This is a genomic window from Ensifer sp. EB106-05-01-XG146 (assembly GCF_058791875.1).
In genome coordinates this window covers 137,713-162,724 of sequence record NZ_JBYTDX010000001.1, presented here as the reverse complement: position 1 = coordinate 162,724, position 25,012 = coordinate 137,713, and the positions used below count along the sequence as shown (strand labels likewise).

Below are 25,012 nucleotides of genomic sequence, written 5' to 3'. Positions count from 1 at the left end.
TCCATTACGGTCCATTAATCTCCATTGGCTTCATCTCCCATCCACTACCCTCCATTACCATCCATTACCGTCCATTACCGTCCATTACCGTCTATTGCTGTCCATTGCTGTCCGTTGCCGCCCCTCCCCACCGTGCTGTGAGCCCTGTGAAAACTCCTGGCGCATTGCCCATCGGCCATACGGCAAATGCTAGCGCTATTGGCGGTCGTTTTTCTTCGCGACAAAGACTTGCTCGGCACGCAAATATCAATCACGCGGGCCATCGGATAAGTACGAAGTCCCAAAATTGAACTCCTGCATCACAAAGAGGCGGGCGAGGTGGCGAATAACTTCCGAAGCGTTCGGCAACAGCCACGTTTCATCAGCCCCGTCGCCCCGTCCGGGTCCGATGGCATATCTCATGCTGCATGCGCGTCGATACCCGACAATTCTCGTAGATTTAGGTGCCGACAAGCGGCCGGTCAGGATGGGAGGAAGCTCTCCTCGTCAGCAATGGTGTAACCGGGGATCGTGCTGCTTCGCGCTTCGCGCGAGGCTTTAAATTACAGTTAGGGTCCCAAGTGTCGGCTGCCACGCGGAATACCATTGCGCTCGCAGGTGAAGCTCATTGACCAGCCAGCGCCCGAGTGGCGCCTAACAGCCGCATCCGACGGATGGCCGTAGCCGTTTCCTTTGCCAACCGAAACCACACACCGGCCACTGCCCCCATGTGGTGAGACGACACTTCCGGCAAATTTAGCCCCGTGATGGGTGGCGACGATAAAGTCCGGCAGGGCCACTAACCTTGGTTGGACTAGATCATAGTCGGCGTCACCCATAAAAAGAACCGTCCTGCCCGATTGCAAGGTGGTTTGAACGAATAGGCCAGTTTGATTAAGATTGCCTCCCTTACCCTTGCAGCGCCCCAACCGCAGGGGCCCAGCCGACACACTTGCAGAGCTCACGCCCAATAGTCGATGGTTGGTGGCAAGCCTCTCGGCGACCAATTTAGCGCCTGGTCCAAGCCGCTGCACTGGCACAATCCAAATGCTACCCGCTAGGCCCGGGATGGCGTGATACCCATGCAAATGATCCCAATCCCAGTGAGAGAGGATCACTGGGACATCGCTGACGTTCAGACTGGGTTTATTTGACGCGGTCTTCTTGTTGTATGAGATCGGCCAGCCCGCATCCAAGTGAAATAGTTCATTTCCGTGCTGATCGATCGCGCTGCAGAAACTCGCCTGTCCAACATCTCGGACGACAATTTTGTGGGGCGCGTTCGCGCCGCTGAGGAGATTGCGCGCGGCGCGGCTTTTCCCGATTGCACTTTCCGGAAACTTGCAGGCGTACGCAATCGACTGTGCGAGAGCCCGCTCATCTCCGACTGCTGCTCCGACCGGGCTCAGTGGGCTTTCGCCCTCTGAGAAGAGATAATGGATCTCGTCCAGAACCAAACGCACCATTTCTTGATAGCCAGCATCACCGAGCGAAGACGCCCAAGCGAAAGGGCCCGACGTCTTTCCCCGGGGCAACAAGGTGATCTGGTACCACTGACCATCGCGAACTTCATCGACACCCGCAAGATACCGAAAATGCTCCGAGGTCGTCAGAAGCTTCAATACAGCTAGCCGAGACCGGTCGGCTCTATCCGCAATGGTTGCCAGCGCTTCCTCGGCACTCATGTTCGCATCAATGGAATCGAATTCGAACGCCACCCGATTGGCTTTCGGCAACACCAACCCATCGTTGATCAGAGCTTCTGACCGAACCAATCGTGCGATTAGCTTGATCGGCCCTTCTCTTAAAAAACTCATCACTTAGTCCTTACGTTACCCCGCCCACGCTTCGTCTTCGGCGCCGCCTCACGCTCGGCCCGGATACGTTCCAGCAATTGCTCGGCAGGCTCGTCATTTTCGTCCTGGGGCACCAGTTTGCCGCGAAAAGCCTTTGCCAGTATGGCCTCGTCCAGCCTGCCCACCAGTTCCAGCGCGCGCTTGGCTTCTGCCGCAAGACTGTCGATCCTAGCAAAGGCGGATTCGATGCGGCGGACGATCTCGTGTTGTTCTTCGAGGGGCGGAAGTGTCAAAGGGACCTTATCAAGCGTCATCGTGAACTGGTCCTTAGGCGACACGCAAATCTGGTCCGCCAAGGGTGTTTAGTTACTCTCCATACCGGCTGCCGTCGTGGACTTCTGTAGAAGCCCGCTACGGCGCTTTTCTCGTAGCCTGTAGCTGTCGCCACGGATTGTGATGACGTGGCTGTGATGCAGCAACCGATCAAGGATAGCAGTTGCCACGACGGGGTCGCCGAACACTGTTCCCCATTCTCCGACACTGCGGTTGGAGGTGACGAGCATTGCACCCCGCTCGTAGCGCCTCGATACGAGCTGGAAAAATAAGTGGGCTGCATTGGGCTCGAGTGGAAGATAGCCAAGCTCGTCGATGATGAGCAGCTTGGGCTTGGCGAGAAACCCAAGTCGTTCTTCCAGGCGTCCTTCGCCATGTGCTCTCACGAGCGTTGCGACCAATGCCTGCGCCGTTGTGAACAACACCGTGTAGTTTTGACGGATGACCTCTCTTCCAAGCGCAATCGCGAGATGGGACTTCCCAACGCCAGGTGGACCGAGCAGCAGCAAGGCATCACCATTTGCCACCCAACGGGCGGTGGCGAGTTCTCGTATCTGTTGCGGATCGACACTGGGCTGCGCCTCGAAATCAAATCCCTCGAGATCTCGTGCATGCGGGAAATGCGCGATCTTCATCGCCATGATGATGCGTCTCTCGTCCTTCCTTGCAATCTCGCGTTCGCACAGGAATGCGAGCGTCTCGCGAATGGTGAGATCCGCGCGCGAGGCTTCGTCAAGAAGGTTGTCGAGCTGGTCGCGGATGGCGGTGAGCTTCAGCCGGCTCAGCCAGCCGATCAGCGTGTCGTGATCAACTGCCATCACCATTGCCCTCCGATCAACCGCTCATATTCCGACAGTGGGCGAAGAAGTTCGGGCAGCTTGGGAGCGGGCGGATCGGCCTGCGCGGCTTGCTTGACAGGCATGCCGAAGCCGCTGACGCCGACAAAATGGGCGGGATCCGTCAGGCGACGATGACGCCCGTGTGACTCGGCGTGGCTCGCGACAAGCTGACCAGCATGGAATACGCGGACCTGGCCACCGCTGATCGTCACCTCGACAATCTCGCCGATGAGCCGCCACGGGACTGAGTAGGCGTTGGTGTCGACCTCAACGGCGCAATCGGCGTGGACCTTGCGCAGCAGTTCTCGGATCTGACGAAATGGCGGCCTGCCATTTAGTGGGTGTAGCGTCATAGCTTCGTCGCGGACAAAGCGCTCAAGTGGTGGTTCGCCTGTCGTGCCATGGCATCGAAGATCGGCAACCGTGCGCATCCACCACGCAAGGTGCAGGTGAAGGCCTTCCATGCTGTCAAAGCTGTGTCCGGCAAGTGCGTTGTGCTTCACATACCCGACGCCTCGCTCGTCCTTGCCTTTGGTACGAGCCCGGTATGGTGCACATGCGCGAGGACGGAAGTCCCAATAGCGGGAGAAGGCATGCAGCCGATCGTTGAACACGACCTCGCGGGTCACCGCGTCGTGCCGTGTTACCAATGCCGCAGCATTATCGAGAAGGACCTCGCTTGTGACACCGCCAAAATGCCTGAAGGCTGCCTCCATCCCATCGAACCAGGCAGACTGACGGTCGTGGAGAAACGCCGTCGCGTATGTGCGACGCGAATAGCCAAGCGTTGCCACGAAGATGTAGACGCGGACTTTCTCGCCTCCGATCTCCATTCGCTTCTCGCCAAAATCGATCTGTATCTGATGGCCTGGCGGTGTCTCGAAGCGCATCGTCGCTAAAGCCGATGCCGCCAACTGCTGCCGATACCCCGCGACCGCTCGCTCAACCGTGCGCAGACTGACCTCAATGCCGAGTTCTCGAGCCAGATCCTGCCGCACGACATCAGCATTGCCGCCATGGCGAAAGAACCGCTCACGGACCCACGCTTCATGCTTCGAGAGCTGCGTTTCCCGGCGGGCTCGCCGATACCCGCGCCAGCCACCCGTCTCGATGTATCGCTGTACCGTCGTGCGCGAGCATCCCAGCTCCGCCGCGATCCGCCGCGTGCCCCACCCCAGCTTCTTGAGCCGCAGCATCGCAGTCACCTCGTCCGGTTCGAGCATCGCTTCTCTCCGCGCCAATCTCGCGGAGATCTTCGTACCTGTCTCAACGTCCATTAGTCCCTCCTAAGGTCTGAAAGGGGGACCAGTTTTAGGTGTCGCTACCGGACCAGTTTTACATGTCGCCTGACAGACCTTGGACAGCGCCGCTTGTGGAAGATGTTTGATAGTAGTCCCGGTGAAGTGTCGCGCCAGCAGGTTTTCGTCCGACGCCCTCCGCATAAAGTGAAAAAAGAAACGGGAAAGCAGGTGCGATTTAGGTCGTACGCGCATCAATGCTTTCTGAAACGAAATGTCGGTTGAGCCAAGGTTCCAGACAGCGCATCTGCCGGGCTCACCACCTTCGCATAGCAAAACGTCGCCGTCTCGAATGTCTAGTTTGCTTCGTTCGTCTGACGTCATGTTCATCAAGAGAACATCTGACAGATCAAAAGCACCCCATCTGACATTTACGTTCCGGAGGTAGCGTGTAGGTTCTCCCTTGTTTTTGGCCTTATCGAGCATTTTACCGAGACGTATATCGCACTCAGAGCCAACCAAGCTCGTTCGCCATTCTTTTATATCCGAGCGTTTTCTCCGCCACTCCTCCGTCAACTCCCCGCTGTACGCCTTGCTGAGCACAGCCTGCTTGTAGCGGGAGACGAGGATTTCGATGCGGGAAAGTTCGGTGCGGGCGCGGGCGGATTTCGCGTTCAGCGCATCCAGCTTGGCCACGATGCGCTTTTGCTCGGCCAGGGGTGGGAGGGGAACGCTCAGCGTCCTCAGTTTCGACAATGGAAGAGTCTTTTGCGCCGTGCCGGTTGCCAAATCTTCCAAATGGCTCCCTGTGGAAGGACTTGTGAGGAAGTAATAAACATACTTCCGTTCGATTAAGCTGGCTGTCTTGATCAACGCGATGTGGCGTTGAAAAACAAAGGTCGGGTTCTCAACGATTGCCACTCTGCCGATGGAGCCAGTTACCGATAGAACGATGTCCCCAGCTTGCGGGTCACGGCTGGGTTCCAAAGCCTCCTTATAGGCGACTGGAACAAACCTAGAGGCGTTCTCCAGATCAATCTTTCCATCTGCAATCGATGAAATAGTGATGAAGGGAACTCCGGTAGGAGCTTTCGGTGGAGCTTGATGATCACCGTCACTGACCGAAAGGCATAGTTCTTCGAGTGTAGGCGCCCCCCAGTTGGAAGGTACGATAGATGTCACTCCGCTAACTCCCGCTTATTCAGGACATCGTCGCCATCCAGCTCGGCCGTCAGCGCCTCGATCTCCAGCGTGGCGGCCTGCAGATGGCCGAGGATGGCGGCGGCGATGTCGTCGGGTTCTGTGAGGCCTTCTTCCGCCTCTTCCTCCGCCTCGCGCAGCCAGGCGATATCGAGATTGTCGCCGCGCGCGGTGATGTCTGCGCGGTTGAATTCGCGCCAGCGCCCGGCCTCGCCTTCGTCCGGTCCGCGCTCTGAGCCATAAGGGTCATTGCCAAAGGCCTGCTCAAAACCTTCGAAATGGGCTTCGGTCAGCGGTGTCGTCTTGCCGAATTTCGGCATCTGGGCGCGCAGGTCATAGATCCAGACGGATTTGGTGTTGCCGGTCTCCGTCTTGCCGCGTGTGAGGAAGATGACATTGGTCTTCACCCCTTGCGCATAGAAAATGCCGGTCGGCAGGCGCAGGATGGTGTGCAGATTGCACCAGTCCATCATCATCTGACGGAGTGCCTTGCCGCGTCCATCTTCAAATAGCACGTTATCCGGCACGACGATGGCCACGCGGCCGCCGGGCTGGAGTGCGCGAATGCAATGTTCGACAAAGGGAAGCTGGTAGGAGGAGACGGTGGCGGTGACCGAAAGGTCTTGCCGCGTCGGCGCGCCACCCGCCGGGCCGAAGGGCGGATTGGTGAGGATTAGGTTGGCGCGACCAAGCCCCGTGCCCTTGTCAGACAACGTATCGCCCAGATGCACATGATCGCTGTCGATATCGTGCAGATGAAGGTTCATCAAAAGCAGGCGCAGCGTGCCCGGCACGTTTTCCATGCCGTGGAAGGCCTGGCGCTTCTGGAACTCCTGCTCGCGTTCGCCGAGATCGAAATAGTCGCCGCTACGGGCGCGCATATAGCGGTCGGCAGCAATGAGAAAGCCGCCGGTGCCGGCAGCGGGATCCTGGATCACCTCGCCGGGCCGAGGCTGCATGAGGCGCACCAGAAGCTCGATCAGCACGCGCGGCGTGAAATATTGCCCGGCACCGCGCTTGGTCTCTTCCGCGTTCTTCTGCAGCAGTCCTTCATAGAGATCCCCGAACTGGTCGCGCTCTTCGGAGAACCAGTCGAGCTCATCGATGGCGGTGACCAGCGTCGTCAGGTTCTGCGGCTCGCGGATGAAGGTAGAGGCGTTGTCGAAGATTTCCTGCACCATCTCCGGGAGCGGGCGGGCATCGGCATAACGCTTGCGCTCCTCCGCGGTCGCATTGTCGCCCGGTGGCAGGACGAGCGCGTCATCCTTGCCGAGGCGGGTGCTTACAGCACCGAGCGTGACCAGGGTCTTGCGGTAGAGCTCCAACTTGGCAAGGCCATTCGCCTGAACCAGATCCGTCCAGCGCATGGTTTTGGGCAGGCTGCCGGTCTCGCGATTGCGCTCGGCCATCATCTTCAAGAACAGCAGATAGGTCAACTCGGTGACATATTGCTGATAGGTGATGCCGTCCTTGCGCAGGACGGTGCAGAGACGCCAGAGCTTCTGGACGATGGCATTGGCATTCATGGGGGGTATTCTTTCAGGTCAGGGATCGCGTTTGGGTTTGTAGCGGGCGTGGCGCGCGGGTCAACTTGTGGCTTGTTTGCTCAGGCGGCGGATGGCCCCCAAATCGCCTCGTTGAAAGCATGCAGCACATCATGCAGCCCGCCATCGAATTCCTGCGAAATGCGCTTGAAGCCGCCCTTGTCGGCAAACACGCCCTGATCGAGCAGCGTCGGATCGGCCACCGGCTTGTCCTTCAGCGCCCGGCCGATGCGCCGCAGCCATTCCTTCTGCTTAACGGTCCAGGGGCGCGAGGCCTCGATCTTCGCAATCGCGTTTTCCACGCGCGTGGCATAGGGCATCAGCGGATCGCCCAGCGCCGCCTGCCGGACGAAGCCGATGATATGGGCGGCGATATCGGCACTGCGGGCCTTTCCATAGGCGGCGCGCAGCATGGCCTCGGAATAGTTCTTCTCGTCCAAGAGGCCCGCCAGTTCCGACAGCTCCTTGCGGGTGAGATCGCGCGGGCGCTGGGTGACGGCAATCAGCGCTGGAACCTGGTTCATGTTCTCGCGCACGAAACGTTCAAATCCGGTGATGTAATCCTCCGGCGTCGTGTTTTTGCCGAAGATTTCCTCGATGCGCAGCAATTCGTCCTCATGGGTGGAGATGACCACGCCATCATTGCCGTTGCCGGTGCGCAGCGGGCGACGCTCCAGAAGCTCGACCGCGCGCGGATGGGAATTCAGCCAATCCTGCAGTTCGGCACCGGAATGGGTGGCAAGACGCTGCACGGCCGTCTCCGGCGTCTCGCCCGTGTGGCGCTCGAAGCTCTCGCGGGTCTCAGTGTCCATGCGCTTGACCATGGCGCGCATGCGAACGATCACCTGGCCGGCGACCCAGCTTTTGTCCTCGTCCGTCGCGGCATTCTCCAGATCGGTGACGAGCTGGCCAAGCGAGATATCCGGCGTGACGACGACGGGGCGCATGTCCGTCATCTCCTGCAGCTCGGCATACAGGTCCACGGCATCGAAGATGCGGAAATGCTCCTTGCCGATCTCCGGGCAAAGCCGCGTGGCGCGGCCGATCATCTGATCATAGAGGATGCGGCTCTTCACACGGCGCACGAAGACCAGATTGCAGATGGAGGGCACGTCGATGCCGGTCGTCAACAGGTCTACGGTGACGACATATTTCGGGTAGGGATCGTTCTTGAACTTCAGGATCAGGTCATCCGGCTTGTCGACATTGCCGGTGATCTTCATCACCATGCCATGCGGCACCGCGTCTTTGCCGTGTTCCTCCTGCAATTCCTCGACCAACAAGCGGACGATATCATCCGCATGGGCATCGCGGGCGGCGAAGATCATCGTCTTGCCCGGTTTCGATGGCGGGATTTCCGTGGCGATCGCCCGGCAGACGATGCGGTTGAAGGCTTCAGAATAGACCCGCTTGTTGAAATCGGCGACGTCATAGTCGAGCGAGACTTCATCCGGGAGTTCGAAAAGGTCGATCTGCCCGGTCGTGCGGTCGATGATCTCGACCTCTTCCCCGCCCTCGAAATGAATGCCAGCTTCCGAAAGCGCCGTGGTGATGCGCTTCGGTGGCAGGTGATCGTTGAGATAGCCCTCGACGACAGCCTGACGGTAGCCATAGTGGAAGACCGGATGGCCAAAAATCTCGCGGGTGTGGAGCGCGGGCGTCGCCGTCAGCGCTACCTTGACGGCATCGAAGTAATCGAGGATCTGACGATAGGCCGACTGGTAGTCGTCGATGTTGCGAAAGCTGACGTCGATCTCGCGCATCTCCGCATCCAGCGTGTAGCCGCGATGAGCCTCGTCGACGATGATGCAATCGAAGGTGCCTGGTGTCGGGCGCTTGGCCGGGTCCGGCTCGTTGAGAATGCGGGCGATCAGGGACTGGACGGTCGCCACCTGCACCTGATCCTCGTCATCCGGAACCTTTTTCTCCAACCCGGCAACCTTGTAGATCTGGGCGAAGTTCAGGAGACCCTCGATCTCGGTTGTCTCCAGCGCGTCGCTCGTCTGCTTACCGAGCGCCTTGCGATCCACCAGGAAAAGGATGCGGCGGAAGCGCTTGTGCTTCAGCAGGCGGTACATCAGGGCAATGCTAGTGCGTGTCTTGCCAGTACCGGTCGCCATGGACACGAGGATATCGCGCTGGCCGGTAACGACCGCATCCTCGATCGCGGCAATCGCCTCTTCCTGGTAGGGGCGCATCCTGCCCTTGCCGAAGCTTTCCTCGGCGAGGCCCTGGGCTGCGGCGTCGAGATCGATTTCCAGAATGTCGAGAAGATCCTTCGCGGAGAACCAAGCGGTCAGTGGTCGGGGATGGTTCGTGTCGCGCCGCAGATCGCAGAACCAGATGCCTGATTTGGTCTGCCACTGGCGGACGAAAGGGCGACCATTCGTGGCGAAGACGAAGGGGACGCGGAGCGGGTCGGCGAGACCATGTTTCCATGGGCCGTCCGGATGGCTGTTCTCCGGCGGCAGCGCAATGGTGCGTGCGTAGCGCTCGGCCTGCTGGAGCGTGGAAGGCACGTCAACGCTCTCGCGCTTTGCCTCGATGATACCGACCCACGTCAACCCAATGAACAGCGCATAGTCAGCACGTCCACCGGATGCCGGCCACTCGGCTATAGCAAGGTTCCGGCCTTCTTGCGGGCGCGCGCCCAGTTGGTAACTCAGACGATCGCTGTCGGCCTCCCAGCCAGCATCTACCAGTTGGACGTCGATCAAGCGGCGGGTCTGCCGCTCGTCGAGTTCCAACCGGCTCGCGGCCTGAAGGCCTGCCTGCTTGAACTCCATCTGCAATTGTTGCGGCTGGGCCTGCGCCGCCTTCTGCAGCTCCGCGAGCTTGCGGGAAAGCTCGGCCTGATTGGCCTCCATCTCGACGGCCGTCTGTTCCCAGACCGCGTTGTCAGCGGCAGCCTGGCGGGCGAGTTCATCGGCCGCGGCTCGTGCCTTGGCGAGTTCATCCGCCGAGGCATGGGCGGCCGCGAGCTGTGCCTCGGCTTCCCGAACCTGCCGACGAAGCGTGGCCAGTTCTGCTTGCGTTGCCTGATCGATATCGGCGGAGGCCTTGGGAGGGACGAAGGGGCCTGGTCTGAAGTTCGGATCGCGTCCGTAGGTGCGGCGATACCAGACGCCCAGCGCCCGGCAGAACTTAAGGGCGGCCAGCGCCTCGGTCGGTGACCCTGCCAGATTGTGGGTCGCCTCGTTCCCGCTCTTGCGCACGGCGTGGAAGATATCGGCCACCTCGCGCGGCAGGATCTGCTGGGTCGCGAGCCGCCGAAGCAGATCGTGCGTCGTCTCACGGGCGGCGGGATCATAGACACCGGCGAGCGCGGCGATCTCCTTGACCATGTATTCGCCGAACTGACGGCTCTTGATCAGCGAGGTATTGGCGTCATCTGCAAAAAAGCGTTCAGCAAGCGTGCCCAGACGCTGGAGTTCGGGACTCAGCGATTTCAGATGGCCGAAATTAACCGACAATGCCCCACCCAACGTTTCTTACCGCCCACGAGCGGACCATGCCACACGTCTTGGGGGCAGGCAAACTGGAGTTGCAGATTTCTGAAACGATGATCATCGAACAGATTGGCGCTGATAAGCGGAAATGAACTCCGCGGCGGATAGCTCGAAGGCCGATGGAACAACGCAACCCGGCGGCAGCAACGCTGCCAAGCCAGCTTGAAACACGCAAAATCAATGGGATGTAGGCAGCGCATACGTTGTTGAGGGACAAGATGATGTCCGCGTCTGCCTGGATATTACTGAGACGCTCCACGCAGCTATGGAAAATGTCTCGCGACGAGACATTTTCTTCCTAGGTGACCGCTCGCCTTAGGCCGATGTGCCGCGCAGTAGCCGAGAGGTGAGAGCTCTCCAAGGCTGTTCGTGGCGCTTACGGTTTACTGCCTTTTGGCTTCCTACCTGACCGCAATGGCTTCGGTTGGGAAGCATTGCGATCAGGCTGCGAAAAAAGCATCGCGACGGGCACGTCCAGTGCATGGGCTAGGGCTTCTATAGTCGCAATCGTGACGTTTTCCATGCCTCGCTCGACGCGGCCCACGTAGGCGCGGTCGATTCTAGCTTCAAGCGCGAGCCGCTCCTGAGATAGCCCTCGCTCGACCCTAAGCAGTCGCAGATTCCAGCCCATGATTTGCCGTGCATCCATGGCAAGGACGAAGCACTATCGACGGCGCGGTAATCGACGGACTGTTGATCTCGTATTAGAAGTTTGGCAGTAATCTGAATGCACGGTGCAAATGGGAGGCGGAGATGCCGGTGGAGCCTGAATACGACCCTGAATGGGATAGTCCGGAGGCCATAGCGAAGTGGCGTGTTCGAGGGATGAGGAACATCCACGAAAGAGCGAAGGAGTTCCACCGCATTAAGGCGGAATTGGAAATGGAAATCAGCACGGCGCGCAAAACTCTCGTGCGAAAGCCTCTTATGCGAGAGGACGAAATTGAGGCGGCGACACAGAGAGGGTACGATGCTCGACAGGAGAAAAGGGCCAAGGACCAAAGCTGATGCCTGCGCGGCAGAACGCGCCAATCTTCCGCCGGGAAAAAGTGTCTCGCGGCGAGACATTTTCGGGCAAGCGCCGGGGCGGGAGACAAGTCGTCAGATCCGGAGAGCGCCGCTGAGACTGGCGATAGCGCAACCACTATGGGGACTTTTGTGCACGACATGTTCGAGGGGTTTTATCTCCTTCTCTACATCCCACTGTTGATTTTAAGTTTAGTTTTCTTACCACCGCGCATTTGTGACTGGTGGATTAAACACAATGACGATTTGATCACTTGGCAATTTGTTCCACGGTCTGACGAAACTGACCTCGATTTTCGTCGTAGGCAAGGACGCGAATTATTGGAGAAAAGCGGAAATCGACTAGGGAGATACATAGCTTCGGCAATCTCCCTCGCTCTGATCTGGCCAGTGGCGCTTCTAGCGAAAGAATGTTCGCGGCTGTATTTTCATATGATGATGTGAACCAAGACTTTGCTCGCCCGAGAGGCTGCTCTCCTGCACCGCGCAAAATGTCTCACGATGAGACCATTTCCAAAGCCAGTGGGGGCGTCTTCGTTGCTGAAAGTTGTCTTCACGTAGTCGCACGGCGCACTGTGTTCGTGGCCAAAATTTGGTCCGCGACGGTGGACAGATTTTCACTCGCCTCCCCTCGGGTCGGCGCCGGGGCGTTGGCATGACAGCCGGATCACTTCCTGCTCGACCTTCGTCCAGAAGGCGTTGATCTGTTGATCACGTTCCTCGGGCGATAGTCCGAACCGATCGAGGTGCGCGATCAGCCCGTCTGTGACCTGTTTCACGTAATATTCCGCATGGCGATCGGTGGCCTTGTCGAGCAGCTTTCGAGCGACATCGCGAATTTTGCCGACTCTGTTGATGAGCGGAAAGGTGATGACCTTGAAAGGTGGCTGCCATGCGAACAAAGGAAAGTCTGCGCTACGGCCATCCATCATGTGTCATCCCCGCCCAATATATACATAGCACTTCGGAATCCCGAAATTGGTTGAGGCGTTGATTCCATTGCGAATTCTAACATTGCCGAACCTCACGACACTCGACGAATTTCGGGATCCCGAAGCGGGCGGATTTCGGAACTCCGTAGTGAGGAATTCTTCTTACGTCCAACTTTGGAGCGCCTATCAGCCGCCGCTTTCCTGTCGACCTCGGACCATCGCCGGCAGCGGTCGATGCTGCAGCGCTTCCACTCATGCGTGGGAGGAGCCCCTTCCCAGTCGCCGACGAAGGTCAGGGTGTATACGTTTGGGTGAGCTGTTCCGGCTCCAGATCGGCCACGCTGTATGTTTACGAGACCCTTATAATTAAGCTCATCTATTGCGTCGGCGACATATTCGCCGGTCACACCATACTCAACGAACTGGGGGTGCGTGACGATGAGCTTTCCATTCTTGAGCGCTGCCTGAGCCGTGTGCTCAATCAGGAGCCTAAAGAAGCACTTGAAGGCGTTCGCGCTTAGCGTCCTAAAGGCCGGCGACTCCAGGAGCTCGATCGTCAGCCATTGCCATCGTTGCTTTGCGTCAAGGTCGCCAGCGTCAACCCTTGGCGGTGACGTGTGTTGGCGCACCATGTTGAACCTTTTGCCACCGGAGGTTCGGCTCTTGTCGCGACGATTGAGTACAGCCACTAGCGGAAAGTCCTCCGAAACATACGAAACTCCTCGGCCAGAGCCGCAAAGGTGCGGCCCCCCACCGCGCCCCCTTCATGTTTTCGTTCTGAGATGACTGCTTTCATCGGAACGGCAAGCGGGCCCATCGTCGAATGAGTCATCTATGATCCCTCCAGCTGTGGAGAACCTCGACTGCCGAGCGCAGCACATAACGTGCGTGTGTGCCCGGGAACGGCCCTCCGTGGCTCTCCCGCAGGGTGTCGACTTCTAGGCCTCTTGTGCGGAGAAGATGCACGTAGGAGCTCCAGCGCGGACCAGGATGAGTAATTGGAGTGCACCCTGCACTTCCTGCGCCTATTAACTGGTCCAGTGCCCAGGCCACCCGCCCAGAGAGTGTGTGGCCTGCGCCGCTGGGAACGATACGTATTGTCAGGAAAACCTTGCTCATATGCTCCCCCCGAACCGAAGGCGTCCAAGTCGCGCACATGTCGGGGTTTTCGCGATCGTGCCTACGAACAAACGGCCAAGCCAACTATTTTGGCGCGAACGCTGAAAGTTGGCCTTGCCACTCACGAAGACGTTAACCCGAATTTCGCCTGCCCGCGCAGCTGGGTTTTTCTTTTGCAATGACATGGTTTTCCTCTAGCTCACATTATGGCGCGAGGCTTTAGCGTGCTCGATGACGGCCATAATTTCCGACTGGGGCCAACGAGAGAGAGAGCCAATTTTTAAGGGTTTTGGAACAGTCCCATCCGCGACCCGACGCCAGAACGTCGGAACGCTGATCTGCAGCGCGGCGGCGCTCTCGCGCACTGTAAGGAGGGGGTCTGTGACTTGCATTTGCTTCACCTCGGATTGATTGAGACGAGATGAAGGCTGCTGAAACGAAGGTGAAAAGAATAGACGGGGAGCTTCACTTTACGAGGAGAGAGGTTCTGAGGCTCCCCTGCTTCCCCGCCCCTACAAATCGCTTAAAAATGTATGTTACCAATATCTTACAAAAATGGAGGTTCTTCATCTTCTCCGACATCGAGCGGCTGCAATTTCTGATTCTGTCGTGCCGGACGACGCTGTTTTGGAGCCGGAGGCGACTTGCCTGAAACCTCCCCCCCTGTTTCCGGTGCTCCACCCTTCGTATTCCAGTTCACCACGATCGCTATTTGTTCACGGGGGCCTCCAATCAATTTCCCAGGAGCGCGGAAAATTTCTTCGTCGCCTGGCTTCGCGAATCTCTCGCCGTGCTCGGCGACCCACTCGCAAATAGCTGTTTTAACTGCCTTCCTCTTAGGCAGCCCAGCCAATGCTTCCCACGCGGCCACCGCACACGCCAATTTGGCAGAATAGCGTGGGTGAGTTTGATTCATGAACTCCCTCGCCTCTGGTCTCGGTATTGGCTGAGTTTTGGCTGTCGGAAAGAAAAAGGGTGGGCGATAGTTGCGCGTCTGAAGCCACCGCTTAAGTTCCTCGACTTCGACCATGGTCTTCTTCCAGTCTGGCTCCCGTTCCAAGGACACTGCATCCGCGCAGTCCGACAGAAGCTGCCCGCTCAGTTGGGATAGCTGCCGGTTGCCTCGAACAACCGCGCTGAGTTCTGCCGGGTTCACATCGACCGAGAACACCACGCGCGCTTGGAGCTTGTCGGCAAGTATTGCGCTCCTGAGCGCGTTGAACGCGCCGTCAAACCCTCGGTGGCCGGCCGTCGTCTGCTCTCGATACGTCATGTCAACTTCGAAGTCATGAACGGAGTGTGTGGCGGACGGATCGTTGCCGGTTATTAAAATCGCTGCGTTGACGACCGACAGTTCATCCGCCAGCGTCCACATCGCCATGGAGACGGCTTTGTCAAATTCACCGGTCACTTTGGTTTCCCGTTGCCAACATGAGCACCTTTCCGTTCTCGCCCGTCACGTGGCGTGCCCACCGCGCCATCAGATGCCGGCGCTGCTCAAGGAAGTCTGTCCGCCGGTATGCTCGTTCGACCGCACCGCCGACTAGGTGACCGAGCGTTGTCTCCGCTACGTCATGGGGCGTATTGGTCGCCTCCGCGATCCAGTCGCGTAAGCTCGATCGAAATCCGTGCGGACGAGCTTCCATGCCAGCACGTTCCATAAGCCGCGACATGGTGGCGTCGGAAATCACGCCTTTCCGGAGACTGGGGAAGAGGAATCCATCGCGGGCGTGCCGGCGGGCCTGCTCTACCACCGCAAGGGCAGCATCCGACAGAGGAACACGAAAATCGGCCGTTGCCCCCTTCCGCCCCTTCATGGCCTCACCCGGTATGGTCCAAACGTCGCCGTTGATCTGCTCATCTCGCAAGAAGCGAAGCGGACCAGACCTAACGCCGGTCAGAATGAGTAGACGCAGCGCGAGATGGGTGACGGTTCCATCCAAGAGGGACTCATAGAAACCGGGAACGTCCCGCCAGGCCATAGCCGGAATGTTCTCGGCTTTGTGCCTTTGCTTTCCAAGGAGCGCGCGCGCCTTATCGGTGGCCTGCAGGTCAACATTCAATCCCAAAGCCGCAGCATGCTTCAAGCATATGGCCAATCGATTGAGCGCCTTTCGTGCAGTCTCCGCTTTGCTATGCCAGATAGGGCCGAGCACGTCGCGGATATCAGTCTGGTCCAAGTCAACAACGGGCACTTTTCCAAGCTTAGGTAAGACGTGAAGATCAAGTGGACTGAACCATCGGCCAGCTTTTCCATCGCCTTTCAGCTCGGCCTTGCGACTCTCGAAAGCATCGCGTGCGATGTCCTCAAGACAATGAAGATTACGCGCCGCCTCTCGCCGTTGGCGTTGGCGCTCCTTGATCGGATCCAGACCGCCCCTCACCGATGCCCGCCAACGCTCAGCAGCTTCGCGCGCCTCTTTCAATGAGACGTCGGATGCAGAGCCAAGCCCCATTTCGCGTCGTCGCCCGTGGATATTCACGCGCAATACCCACTGTGCCCCGCCGTCATCTCGCTTGTGCAACCAAAGCCCTCCGCCGTCCGAGTGCTTTCCGGGCCGCGCATTCTTAACGGAAAGAGCGGTCAGTTTGTTGAGCGGGCGTCCCATTGCCTATCCACCTTTTGATCCACCCCTAGACTTGGTATGGAGTGAGCGCCGATGATAGAGCGTGATAGGTATCAAGGCAAGAAATGCCTGTAATCTCAACAGAGCGGTTACTGAATGAGACGCAGTGATTTCCAAATATAGAAGGCTTCAATGCACGTAAGCGGCACCATTCCTCCTTGAAAAGAAAAGCACGATCGCCAACGGCGAAAGTACCACTCTGTCGTCGGACAAACGATCGCCGAGATTGCCCTATCTCGCTCGGACTTTCCAGCCGTGCTTGGCATCAGACACGGTTCCAGGTGACTTCACGTCGGTCACCCAAATCTCCAGTCCATTGGCACCCGGTCGTTGACGCTTTTGCGGAAACCACGGCCGGTTCGGGTCGACGGCAATCAGCATGCCTTCATCATTGCCGATCGCGGCAAAGCTGGACGAGGCTGGCCCCACCGTTCCGACACCGAACGTCCAGGCCGCCTCGGCCACCATGCCCTCGACATCATCGGAGGGAACGCCGACCTCGCTCAGGCAGGACAGGTCAGCGCCGCTGAACGGTCGCTTGTCCGCGGGATGGATCAGCCTGCGGCGGCCGATCAATTCGAGCACGGCATTGTCGGGGCCGTCGAAGTAGATCGACCTTGATTGCCAATCTCCTTCAAGGGCAAAGCACGCTTCTCCACCCGGCTCCTTTTGGAGCAATGTCCGCCCCTCCAACCAAGCGACGGCCATGTCAAAACGCGCAAAGGGGATGTTGAAGGCCAGGTGCACGCCGTGCGGCGCTCCCTCAGCCGCCGGGATCAGCTGAATTTCGCTCCGCCCCACCTGGATGGAGTTCCCGGCGGTCGGCAGTTCGAGGACGTCGCGAAAGAAGGCAGCACTTTTGGCGACGTCCGATGCCGGCAGAATTAGTCTGGAGATGTGCATGAAGTCCGATCCGTCACATGGCAATTGGCTCTATCGGACAAGTTCATAAGACCTCAACTTAAGTTGAGGTCAAGACGCTTCCCGATCCTGGACCACGGACAGCCGGATTTTCTGTTTCGAACCTCACCACAACGAGCCCAAACAGACAGGCCGAGCCTGATCAGGGCACGGCCTCCCCGACGAAGCGACGCGCGTCACAGCAGCAACAGCTTCTTCAGCACCGAAAACACTTCCTTGTAAGGCAGCCTTGTCGCGCCTGCGACGGCGAAGGGAATAAGAGCGGCGGCAGCGACCGGCACGACGGCGTCGCGGCTGATGAGCATGGTCGAAAGCTTCTTGGTCGCATCGAACAGTTTGCCGGGGTCGGCCACGTCGTCGTCGGGTTCCTCGGTCGCGTCGGCTGCCACGTTGCGGCCGAGCACCTTGCGCTCTGCTGCGCGCTGGAAGCGGGTCGCCTGCACGCCGAACATCAGCAGCCCGGTTTCCTTCAGCCGTGCCAGCGGCTTGGAAAAGGCCGACAACGGATAGGCGAAGAAGGCGATCACGATCGCCAGCCACCCGCTCATGATCATGCTGAACGTCGTCATCGACAGCGTCTCCTGCAGCAGGTGCTTCATGACCGCTGCCGCGATCGCCGCGCTCATGCCGAAGACGAAGAACATGTAGGCGTTCGGATATTGCGACAGAAAGCCGAGGCCACCCTTGCCATCGGGATGGGCGGCGACGAGGCGAAGCTCCAGTTGAGCGATCTTGCGCAAAAGTCGCGCCCAGACGAGGTGCCGCCATACCCCGCGCAGGAACAGGAAGACGAAGAGCGGTAGGCTGACGCAGATCGACCACCAGCCGGCAGCGGTAATCCTGTTGCCCTCGGCCGTATGCTCGACGGCCCAGAACGAGGCGTCTGTCGTATGGAAGTTCAGGAAGGAAAGCAGCGCCGCGACCGCGGCGAGTGCCAGGCAGACGGTTTCCGCCAGCCCGGAATCGCGTTGTTTCAGCGCGTTGGAAATCGCGCGCGCGGCTGATGGCATCGAGGTCGGAGCGATGAGCGGCGCGCGCGAAAACTGTCCGAGCTTGATGCGAAGGCCCCGCTCGACCTGCTGTTCGGCCAGCACGAAAGCGGCAATCGCGACGAAGAACTTTGCCCACACGCCCGGATCGGTCAGATAGGCGCCCTGGGTATGGTCGAGCGACAGGCTGTCGGGCAGGCCAAGCAGAAAGGGAACGCCCCAGGCAAGCGCGACGAAAAGCAAAGCCCGCTTTCCTGACTGCAGCGCGTTCGCACGCAACAGCTTCAGCCTTGCCTGCAGCTCGAAGAACGGGCCGCCATGGGACGCGAGGTACTCGGCGATCTTTCCCTGCCGAGCTGCCGGCGCGGCATCCGCCGCGTCGCCGCCGGATGCCTTGGCGCCTGGGTCCGCTCCGCTCATGGCGCTCAATCCTCCACGACCTGCCAGTTGTCGTTGGGATTGAACTGCCGGATCCCTTCAGCAACGCTCTCGGTCTTGTCGCCCAGATCGGCCTGGTAGACGGTGCCGTTGCGGTTGACGACGAAGGTGTGGACGCCCGTTGCGCCATACTTCACCGGCCAAGCGACCAGAGCGAAGCCCGCAATCATGTTGCCGTTGATGATGTAGTCGAACTTGCCGCCGGCGATGTTGTCGCCCTGGCTCGTCAGCACGCGGTAGCGATAACCGAAATAGCCCTTGCCGGCCTGGGCCCTGGCAAGCACTGCGCCATCGGCGAGCGCTTCACCCGCGGGACTCTGTGGCTGGCCCTCGCCCGCGGGCCAGTAGAGCCCGTCGGTCTTGCCCTCGCTGCTGATCAGCTTCTGCGCGTATTCGAGCACGCCGTCGCCGTCATGATCTTCCTGCGCATATTCCTCCTGCGCCTCGACATAGGCGCGGACCGTCGCGATCGTGTCGAGTTCGTTGCGGCCGACCAGGCGATTGGCGATCTCCTCGAGACCGGTATAGGTGTCGAAGGCCCATTTTCCGTCGTCGCCCTTGGCAATCGGGAACGGGAAGGGCCAGAGCACTTCGCCGATCTCCAGTACCTTTCGGTTTTCGACGTCCTGTACGGCCACCTTCTTCTTTACGCCCGCCTGGATATCGGCGTAGGCGTCCATCACCCCGTCGCTGGTCTTGGCCTTGGCCGCATCCAGCCCCACCAGGTTCGCGAGCTTGTCGAAATCGCCCGAACCAACGGCGGCCTTGAACGCATCGATTGCCTGTTCCGGTGTGTCGAACGCCGGCGGATCGCTTGCGGCCGCATAGTCGGAGAGCGGCGTGTGCGCCGCGGGATCCTGCGCAGAAGCGACCGTCGCCGAGCCGCTGGCGAGCACGGCGGCTGCAAAGGAAGACAGGAGCAGATCATGTACGCGCTTGGTCATTTTCGTTCTCCTCCCTTGAGTTACCGGTGCCGTCCGCCGCCGCCGCCACCACCACGCCTGATCTCACGGTGCGGCTGGCCACCGCCGCGCTGGCCGCCACCAAGCGCCTGGCGGCCGCGGTCCGACTGCATCTTGGTCACCCGTCCGCTCTGGACCTGACCAAGGGCGGATGGTTTTCCGCCACCGCCACGATCGATCTTGCCGCCCGGCTTCGGCTTGGCGACCTGGCGATCGGCCCGGGCCGCCGGCTTGGCATTGCCGATCTTGTCGCCCTGAGGTCTCTGCTTGACCTGGTTGCCCGGTTTGCGGTCGCCAGGAGCTGCGTTGGTTCGCCCGAGATTTTCCCGCTGGCGCGCCTCGACCTTGCTCTTGCGGACATCGTCGACCGAGATCCGGCTACCGGATCTATTTGCCGCCGCGCCGATCTCGTTGGTGCGGGCCACCTTCGCCCGGTTGGCGATGTTGTTGCCTTTCGCCGACTTGAAGTCCCGCTCCATGGAGGTGCGATCGATCTTGGCGAACTGGTTCTTGTCGAAGCTGATCTTGCTGCGGTCGACATTTTTCCAGTCGACGTCGTTGAATTTCACCTTGCCGTTGATGTTGTTGAAGCAATTGTTGCAGTCGATATCGACATCGCCGCCGTTCCAGCGCCCGCCCCAGACGCCCCAGTCGTCCCAGTCGACGACCGCGGCAAAGGCAGCCCCCGTGACCACGCCGGCAAAGAAGGTCGCCGTCGGATAGTAGTAGTTCGGATAGGGCTCGGGATAATAGGCGATCGGGGCCGGCTGATAGCCCGGATCATAGAGCATCTGCGGCTCGTATTGGGGGACGTAGATTTTCTCCGGATTGGCGGCCTGGATCACGACGTTGTCGTTTTCCTGTTTCACCACCACCTTGTCGTCCGACTTGATGACGCCGTCGGCGACGGCCTTGTCGCGCAATTGCTGGATGGCGACGAGCACGTCCTTCTGCTGATAGGCGAGCGCGTCGCTGAGCGACTGGGTCCAGTCGAGGTCGTCGCTCATCATCTTTACGATCTGAGGATAGTTCAGAAGCGAGACGATGCTGCCGTCCCAGCTGTCCTTCGGCTTCATGTCCTTCTTGGTCTGCGAAACCTCGAGGAAGCGCTCGGCCTCGACGATCTGCAGCGGGTAGAGCGAGGCAGAGGTCACGAGTGCGACGAGTTCGTCGGGGTAGAGCGCAATGCGCGCGACGAGGACCTCGAGCTCATCTTCGCTGAGCGGTTGCGGCGCCTCTTCGGTCGCCGCCTGGGCGGCGGCCTGCTCCTGCGCCAGCGCAGTGCCCACCGCAAACGAACCCGTCAGCAAGGCAAGCAACGCCACCGTTGGCGCACGCAAAGAACGAGGTCGGTCGAACATGGTCTCTCCTATCCAGGCACAACGATCAACAAACGAGCCTGGGAGATCCCCCGGCTTGGACGTCACGGCGCCGGCCATACGCGGCCGGCGGGGCAATCGCGAGAATTCCCATTCGCTGTCATCGACGTCCCCTTCCGCACGCTTGCGTGGAGAACCTGGTCGCTTGTCAGAAAGCCGAATGGGACAATCAGGAAGAGCGGCATGAGCACCGGCAGCCAGCTGGCCAGCTGCCGGTGAATTTTAGACATGAGAAACAGAACGCCCGGCAATTGCAACCGGAAAATGAGGACGTGCGTGCGCGCACGCCGTCTTTGCTTGCGCGAGAGCCGGGCCGAAGCCCGTGCCCGCCAGCCGCGAACGTCCCGGATCAAGGGCGGTCGGCATCGGCTCCGAGCATCATTTCAGGCTGCCGTCGCCGCTTCGATCCGCGGTCTTGAAATCCGCCATCACCCGATCAAGAAACTCGTTCCGGCTGATCTTGCCGTCGCTGTTGGTATCCGTGGCGGCAAATTGCTGAGCGTTCAGCGCCTGCTTCGTCTCGTCGGACGTAAGATTTCCGTCCTTGTTCTTGTCGAGATTGTCGAAGGCGCTCGCCATGAAGGCCTCGTACTCGGACCGCTCGACCGCGCCGTCCTTGTTGCTGTCGAGCGCGCTCATCTGTCCCTGGTTCATCGTCGCAGCTTGCTGCGCGATCGCCGGTGTGATCTGGCCGAGCGCAAGCACGCTCATAAGAACGATTTTCTTCATTCTGCTCTGTTCCTCGATCAATAATAGCGGCATGTCAGCGCGTTGCCGGCAGCAGCGCCGAGTGTCGCTCCACCACCAACGGCCCATAGCTGACCGGTGCCTGAACCAATGGTCGAGCCGATCAGGCCGCCGACAATGGCCCCACCAACGGTTCCGGCAATGCAGCCGAATTCGTTGCCGGTCGAACCGCTCTTGGACATATAGGCCGATTGGCACCCCGATAAGGCTAGGGCGCCGGCAAGAACGATAGTTATGGTCTGCTTGCTCATCTTATCCTCCAATATGGCCGTCTGATTGCAATAGAGATCGGCGGAGGCGCCATTGAGTGGCGTCGGATGTAAATAAGCTTCCGAATATTCTCCCGGAATCGGGGGAGACTCTTCTGTTGGATCAGAAGCAGCTCGCGGATTAGACATGCAGTCTGGCAACAAGAGGGCCTTGAACTGCCGGCGAATACTACGCCCGAGAACCCCCGATGACAACGGACAGCGTGATTTTGTAGAGCGCACGGCGCCGGCGCCCCTCCCCGCCGCCCTTTCGGCCTCTGGAATCGTCTCCCGCGCGGCGACATCTCACCTTAGATTTTCTAGGGTCTCCCTCGAAATATCGTCATTTGTGCCGTCGGGCCGGGCGGTCTAGCTCTTTGCCGTCCCGTTGGGCACTTCTTGCAGGGTCTCCATGGCCTGGCGGGACATGGGCCGGCAAAGCGCCAGCTCGGACCCGACACAGCATCTCCGACCGTGGCCGGCGACCCTCCCACACCGCGCCACCGACAGCATACCTATCGAGAGAGAACACATCGAATGGATAGAATGGCGACAATTAAATTAGGTCTTTCTACTGCAATCCTTGCGACCCTGGCGTCCAGCGCCTTCGCCGAAGGCGGCGAGCGGGCGCAGATTGCCGCTGCCGTGGACAAGGCGATCCGCCCTATCATGCGCGAACACAAGGTGCCGGGCATGGCCGTCGCCGTCACCGTTGAAGGCCGGCACTACTTCCTGAACTACGGCGTCGCTTCCAAGGAAACGAACGCACCGGTTACCGAGAATACGCTGTTTGAACTGGGCTCGATCAGCAAGGCCTTCGCCGCGACACTGGCGTCCTATGCGCAGGTCACCGGCAAGCTCTCCTTCGACGATCATCCCGGCAAGTACATCCCGGCCTTTGCGGGCACGCCGATCGACAAGGCGACCCTCCTGCATCTTGCCACCTATACGGCTGGCGGGCTGCCGTTGCAGTTTCCCGATGCGGTCAAGAGCGACGCCGACATGGTCGGCTATTTCAGCACATGGAAACCGGAGGCCAAGCCCGGCAAGACGCGTCGCTATTCCAACCCGAGCATCGGCCTCTTCGGCCACACCGCGGCATTGGCGATGGGCGGCAGCTTCAGCGCGGTTCTCGAAAGCGAGATCTTTCCCAAGCTCGGCCTGAAGCACAGCTATGTCCGCGTTCCCGATAGCCAGATGGGCAGCTACGCCTGGGGCTACGGCAAGGCCGACAAGCCAATTCGCGTCACCGCCGGTACGTTCGACGCGGAGGCCTATGGCGTAAAGTCATCGGCGATAGACATGATCCGCTTCGTCGAAACCAACATCCAGCCTGAACTTCTCGACGGCGCGATCCGCAAGGCGGTCGAAGGCACCCATGTCGGATATTTCGACAGCGGCAAGATGGTGCAGGGGCTGGGCTGGGAACAATACCCCTACCCCGTTTCGCTGGAGCGGCTGCTCGACGGCAATTCGCGCGACATGGCCCTGAAAAGCAACCCGGTCAAGGCATTGGATCCCCCGAAGCGCCCCGATGGCTCGACGCTCTACAACAAGACCGGCTCCACCAACGGCTTCGGCGGCTATGTCGCCTTCGTACCGGAGAAGAAGATCGGCATCGTGCTGCTTGCCAACCGCAACTACCCGAACCCCGAGAGGATCAAGGCTGCCCACGCGATCCTGAAGTCGCTGGAAGCGGCGGCGAAGTAACGGCAGATCGCCCGCGTCAGTTTCGTGTCGCGGCAAGCCCGCGACACGGGAAACGACATCCATCAACAACTCTGCAGCGAATCTTCAATCAGCGCCTGCTTGCATATTGACGCCGAGTATTGTCATCTGCATTTCGCGAAAGCGCGATCAGATGCAGTCGAGTTCAGGCGTATGTGGGGATGCCGATGTTCGAATGGGTGGGAGTTCAGGGTTCGTTACATCGGGGAGGCGCAGGCAGGGGGCGGACAATGTTCGTGCTTGCGGCGCTGACGCTGCTTGCCGGCTGCGGCGGCCATGCCAAGGGTGTGATGGCGCCCGTCGCACTCACCACTCCGGTCCCGGGCGCATCCACCGTCGACATGCTTGTCGCAACCACGCGCGAACCCTCCGGCGATCCGGCAACGCTCTTTTCCGGCGAGCGCGACGCCAATACTTTCCTTACCGACGTCGCGGTTTCGATCCCGCCGGAAACGGCACGCAAGTCTGGCACGGTGCAATGGCCGCGCAAGCTGCCGCCGGATCCGGCCAAGGAATTCGCCGTCACGCGGGTGAACGAGCTCAAGTCGCTCGATGAAGCCAAGTCCTGGTTCCTGCAGCACGATGTCGGCGGCAATGCCTTCGTCTTCGTGCACGGCTTCAACAATCGCTACGAGGATTCGGTCTACCGGCTGGCGCAGATCGTGCATGACTCGGAGGTCCAGGCAACGCCGGTTCTCTTCACCTGGCCTTCGCGCGCCAACGTGTTCGACTACAACTACGACAAGGAAAGCACGAACTATTCGCGCACGGCGCTCGAAGACATTCTGAAAAAGCTATCCGACGCGCCGAAGGTCAAAAGCATAACCATCCTCGCCCATTCCATGGGTACCTGGCTGACGATGGAATCGCTCCGGCAGATGGGCATCCGCGACGGCAACGTGCCGTCCAAGATCGAGAACGTCATCCTCGCCTCGCCCGATATCGATCTCGATGTCTTCGCCAAGCAGTTTGTCGAGATGGGCAAGAAACGGCCGAAGTTCACCATCTTCGTTTCGCAGGACGACCGCGCCTTGGCGCTTTCGAGCTTCATCTCGGGCGACGTTTCACGCCTTGGCGCAATCGACCCGTCGGCAGAGCCTTATCGCACTCAGCTTGAAAGGGCCGGCATCACTGCCATCGATCTGACAAAGGTTAAGTCTGAGGACGGCCTGCACCACGGAAAGTTTGCGGAAAGCCCCGAGATCGTCCAGCTCATCGGCACGCGGCTCGCCACGGGGCAGACGCTCACAGATTCCGATATCTCGGTTGGAACCGGCATTGCCGCGGTCGTTGCCGGCACGGCGAGAAACGTCGGCAACGTCGCGGCCGTGACGGTCTCGGCGCCTGTGTCGATCCTCGAAAACCCGCAGCCGGCAAAGAAGAAGAAGGTGGTCGTCGGAGACACGCTGGCGACCGACATGCCGACGCCGGTGAAGATAAAGTAAGGCTTGGCGGCAG

Annotated in this window: 22 protein-coding genes; 2 read left to right on the top strand and 20 right to left on the bottom strand. The window is 59.8% G+C overall.

Features of this window, described 5'->3' with window-relative positions; translation table 11 throughout:
* Positions 1-548: 548 nt before the first annotated feature.
* The 20 genes from AC3WVQ_RS00750 to AC3WVQ_RS00655 form a co-directional block, all read right to left on the bottom strand.
* A complete protein-coding gene (locus AC3WVQ_RS00750; protein ID WP_492382576.1) occupies positions 549-1,796 on the bottom strand; it encodes a ComEC/Rec2 family competence protein in 1,248 nt (415 codons plus the stop codon).
* The gene (locus tag AC3WVQ_RS00745) at positions 1,796-2,089 is read right to left on the bottom strand and encodes a hypothetical protein (RefSeq protein ID WP_492382575.1); all 294 of its coding nucleotides are present in this window, start codon (positions 2,087-2,089) and stop codon (positions 1,796-1,798) included. Before AC3WVQ_RS00745 ends, AC3WVQ_RS00750 begins: the two co-directional genes overlap by 1 nt.
* Before the next feature lie 48 nt (positions 2,090-2,137).
* Positions 2,138-2,929 (bottom strand): IS21-like element helper ATPase IstB, encoded by a 792-nt coding sequence (gene istB / locus AC3WVQ_RS00740; protein ID WP_089046329.1) that lies wholly within the window; start codon positions 2,927-2,929, stop codon positions 2,138-2,140.
* Positions 2,926-4,224: an IS21 family transposase gene (gene istA / locus AC3WVQ_RS00735; RefSeq protein ID WP_034804431.1), complete on the bottom strand. Its 1,299-nt coding sequence runs from the start codon at positions 4,222-4,224 to the stop codon at positions 2,926-2,928. The genes istB and istA overlap by 4 nt, the downstream gene beginning before the upstream one ends.
* A gap of 9 nt (positions 4,225-4,233) precedes the next feature.
* A complete protein-coding gene (locus tag AC3WVQ_RS00730; protein WP_492382574.1) occupies positions 4,234-5,367 on the bottom strand; it encodes a restriction endonuclease subunit S in 1,134 nt (377 codons plus the stop codon).
* On the bottom strand, positions 5,364-6,911 hold the full coding sequence (locus AC3WVQ_RS00725) for a class I SAM-dependent DNA methyltransferase (protein WP_492382573.1): 1,548 nt from the start codon (positions 6,909-6,911) through the stop codon (positions 5,364-5,366). Before AC3WVQ_RS00725 ends, AC3WVQ_RS00730 begins: the two co-directional genes overlap by 4 nt.
* An 80-nt stretch (positions 6,912-6,991) precedes the next feature.
* On the bottom strand, positions 6,992-10,402 hold the full coding sequence (gene hsdR, locus AC3WVQ_RS00720; RefSeq protein WP_492382572.1) for a type I restriction-modification system endonuclease: 3,411 nt from the start codon (positions 10,400-10,402) through the stop codon (positions 6,992-6,994).
* A gap of 412 nt (positions 10,403-10,814) precedes the next feature.
* Complete coding sequence (locus AC3WVQ_RS00715; RefSeq protein ID WP_492382571.1) at positions 10,815-11,087, bottom strand: helix-turn-helix domain-containing protein; 273 nt, start codon at positions 11,085-11,087, stop codon at positions 10,815-10,817.
* 994 nt (positions 11,088-12,081) lie between these two features.
* Positions 12,082-12,396 (bottom strand): DUF6074 family protein, encoded by a 315-nt coding sequence (locus AC3WVQ_RS00710; RefSeq protein ID WP_492382570.1) that lies wholly within the window; start codon positions 12,394-12,396, stop codon positions 12,082-12,084.
* 92 nt (positions 12,397-12,488) lie between these two features.
* On the bottom strand, positions 12,489-13,085 hold the full coding sequence (locus AC3WVQ_RS00705) for a hypothetical protein (RefSeq protein ID WP_492382569.1): 597 nt from the start codon (positions 13,083-13,085) through the stop codon (positions 12,489-12,491).
* A 139-nt stretch (positions 13,086-13,224) separates the two neighbouring features.
* On the bottom strand, positions 13,225-13,515 hold the full coding sequence (locus tag AC3WVQ_RS00700; protein ID WP_492382568.1) for a winged helix domain-containing protein: 291 nt from the start codon (positions 13,513-13,515) through the stop codon (positions 13,225-13,227).
* Between the two features lie 194 nt (positions 13,516-13,709).
* On the bottom strand, positions 13,710-13,907 hold the full coding sequence (locus AC3WVQ_RS00695; RefSeq protein ID WP_492382567.1) for a helix-turn-helix transcriptional regulator: 198 nt from the start codon (positions 13,905-13,907) through the stop codon (positions 13,710-13,712).
* A gap of 155 nt (positions 13,908-14,062) precedes the next feature.
* Positions 14,063-14,926 carry a hypothetical protein gene (locus AC3WVQ_RS00690; RefSeq protein WP_492382566.1) on the bottom strand — a complete coding sequence of 288 codons (864 nt, stop codon included), beginning with the start codon at positions 14,924-14,926 and terminating at the stop codon, positions 14,063-14,065.
* On the bottom strand, positions 14,916-16,124 hold the full coding sequence (locus AC3WVQ_RS00685; protein ID WP_492382565.1) for a tyrosine-type recombinase/integrase: 1,209 nt from the start codon (positions 16,122-16,124) through the stop codon (positions 14,916-14,918). Before AC3WVQ_RS00685 ends, AC3WVQ_RS00690 begins: the two co-directional genes overlap by 11 nt.
* A 249-nt stretch (positions 16,125-16,373) precedes the next feature.
* A complete protein-coding gene (locus tag AC3WVQ_RS00680) occupies positions 16,374-17,045 on the bottom strand; it encodes a VOC family protein (RefSeq protein WP_060581852.1) in 672 nt (223 codons plus the stop codon).
* Between the two features lie 194 nt (positions 17,046-17,239).
* Entirely contained in the window at positions 17,240-18,472 is a 1,233-nt protein-coding gene (locus AC3WVQ_RS00675) for a hypothetical protein (RefSeq protein WP_090295033.1), read from the bottom strand.
* Positions 18,473-18,477: 5 nt separating this feature from the next.
* Complete coding sequence (locus AC3WVQ_RS00670) at positions 18,478-19,434, bottom strand: DUF2950 domain-containing protein (protein WP_089043225.1); 957 nt, start codon at positions 19,432-19,434, stop codon at positions 18,478-18,480.
* Positions 19,435-19,454: 20 nt separating this feature from the next.
* Positions 19,455-20,813, bottom strand: a complete 1,359-nt coding sequence (locus tag AC3WVQ_RS00665) for a DUF3300 domain-containing protein (RefSeq protein ID WP_051659370.1) — start codon at positions 20,811-20,813, stop codon at positions 19,455-19,457.
* Between the two features lie 396 nt (positions 20,814-21,209).
* Positions 21,210-21,560: an EF-hand domain-containing protein gene (locus tag AC3WVQ_RS00660; RefSeq protein ID WP_090295034.1), complete on the bottom strand. Its 351-nt coding sequence runs from the start codon at positions 21,558-21,560 to the stop codon at positions 21,210-21,212.
* 17 nt (positions 21,561-21,577) lie between these two features.
* Complete coding sequence (locus tag AC3WVQ_RS00655; protein WP_034797201.1) at positions 21,578-21,829, bottom strand: YMGG-like glycine zipper-containing protein; 252 nt, start codon at positions 21,827-21,829, stop codon at positions 21,578-21,580.
* A gap of 534 nt (positions 21,830-22,363) precedes the next feature.
* Between AC3WVQ_RS00655 and ampC the strand changes: the two genes are divergently transcribed.
* Both ampC and AC3WVQ_RS00645 read left to right on the top strand, forming a co-directional pair.
* Positions 22,364-23,536, top strand: a complete 1,173-nt coding sequence (ampC, locus tag AC3WVQ_RS00650; protein WP_060581846.1) for a class C beta-lactamase — start codon at positions 22,364-22,366, stop codon at positions 23,534-23,536.
* A gap of 248 nt (positions 23,537-23,784) precedes the next feature.
* Complete coding sequence (locus tag AC3WVQ_RS00645) at positions 23,785-24,999, top strand: alpha/beta hydrolase (RefSeq protein ID WP_051659371.1); 1,215 nt, start codon at positions 23,785-23,787, stop codon at positions 24,997-24,999.
* Positions 25,000-25,012 lie beyond the last annotated feature (13 nt).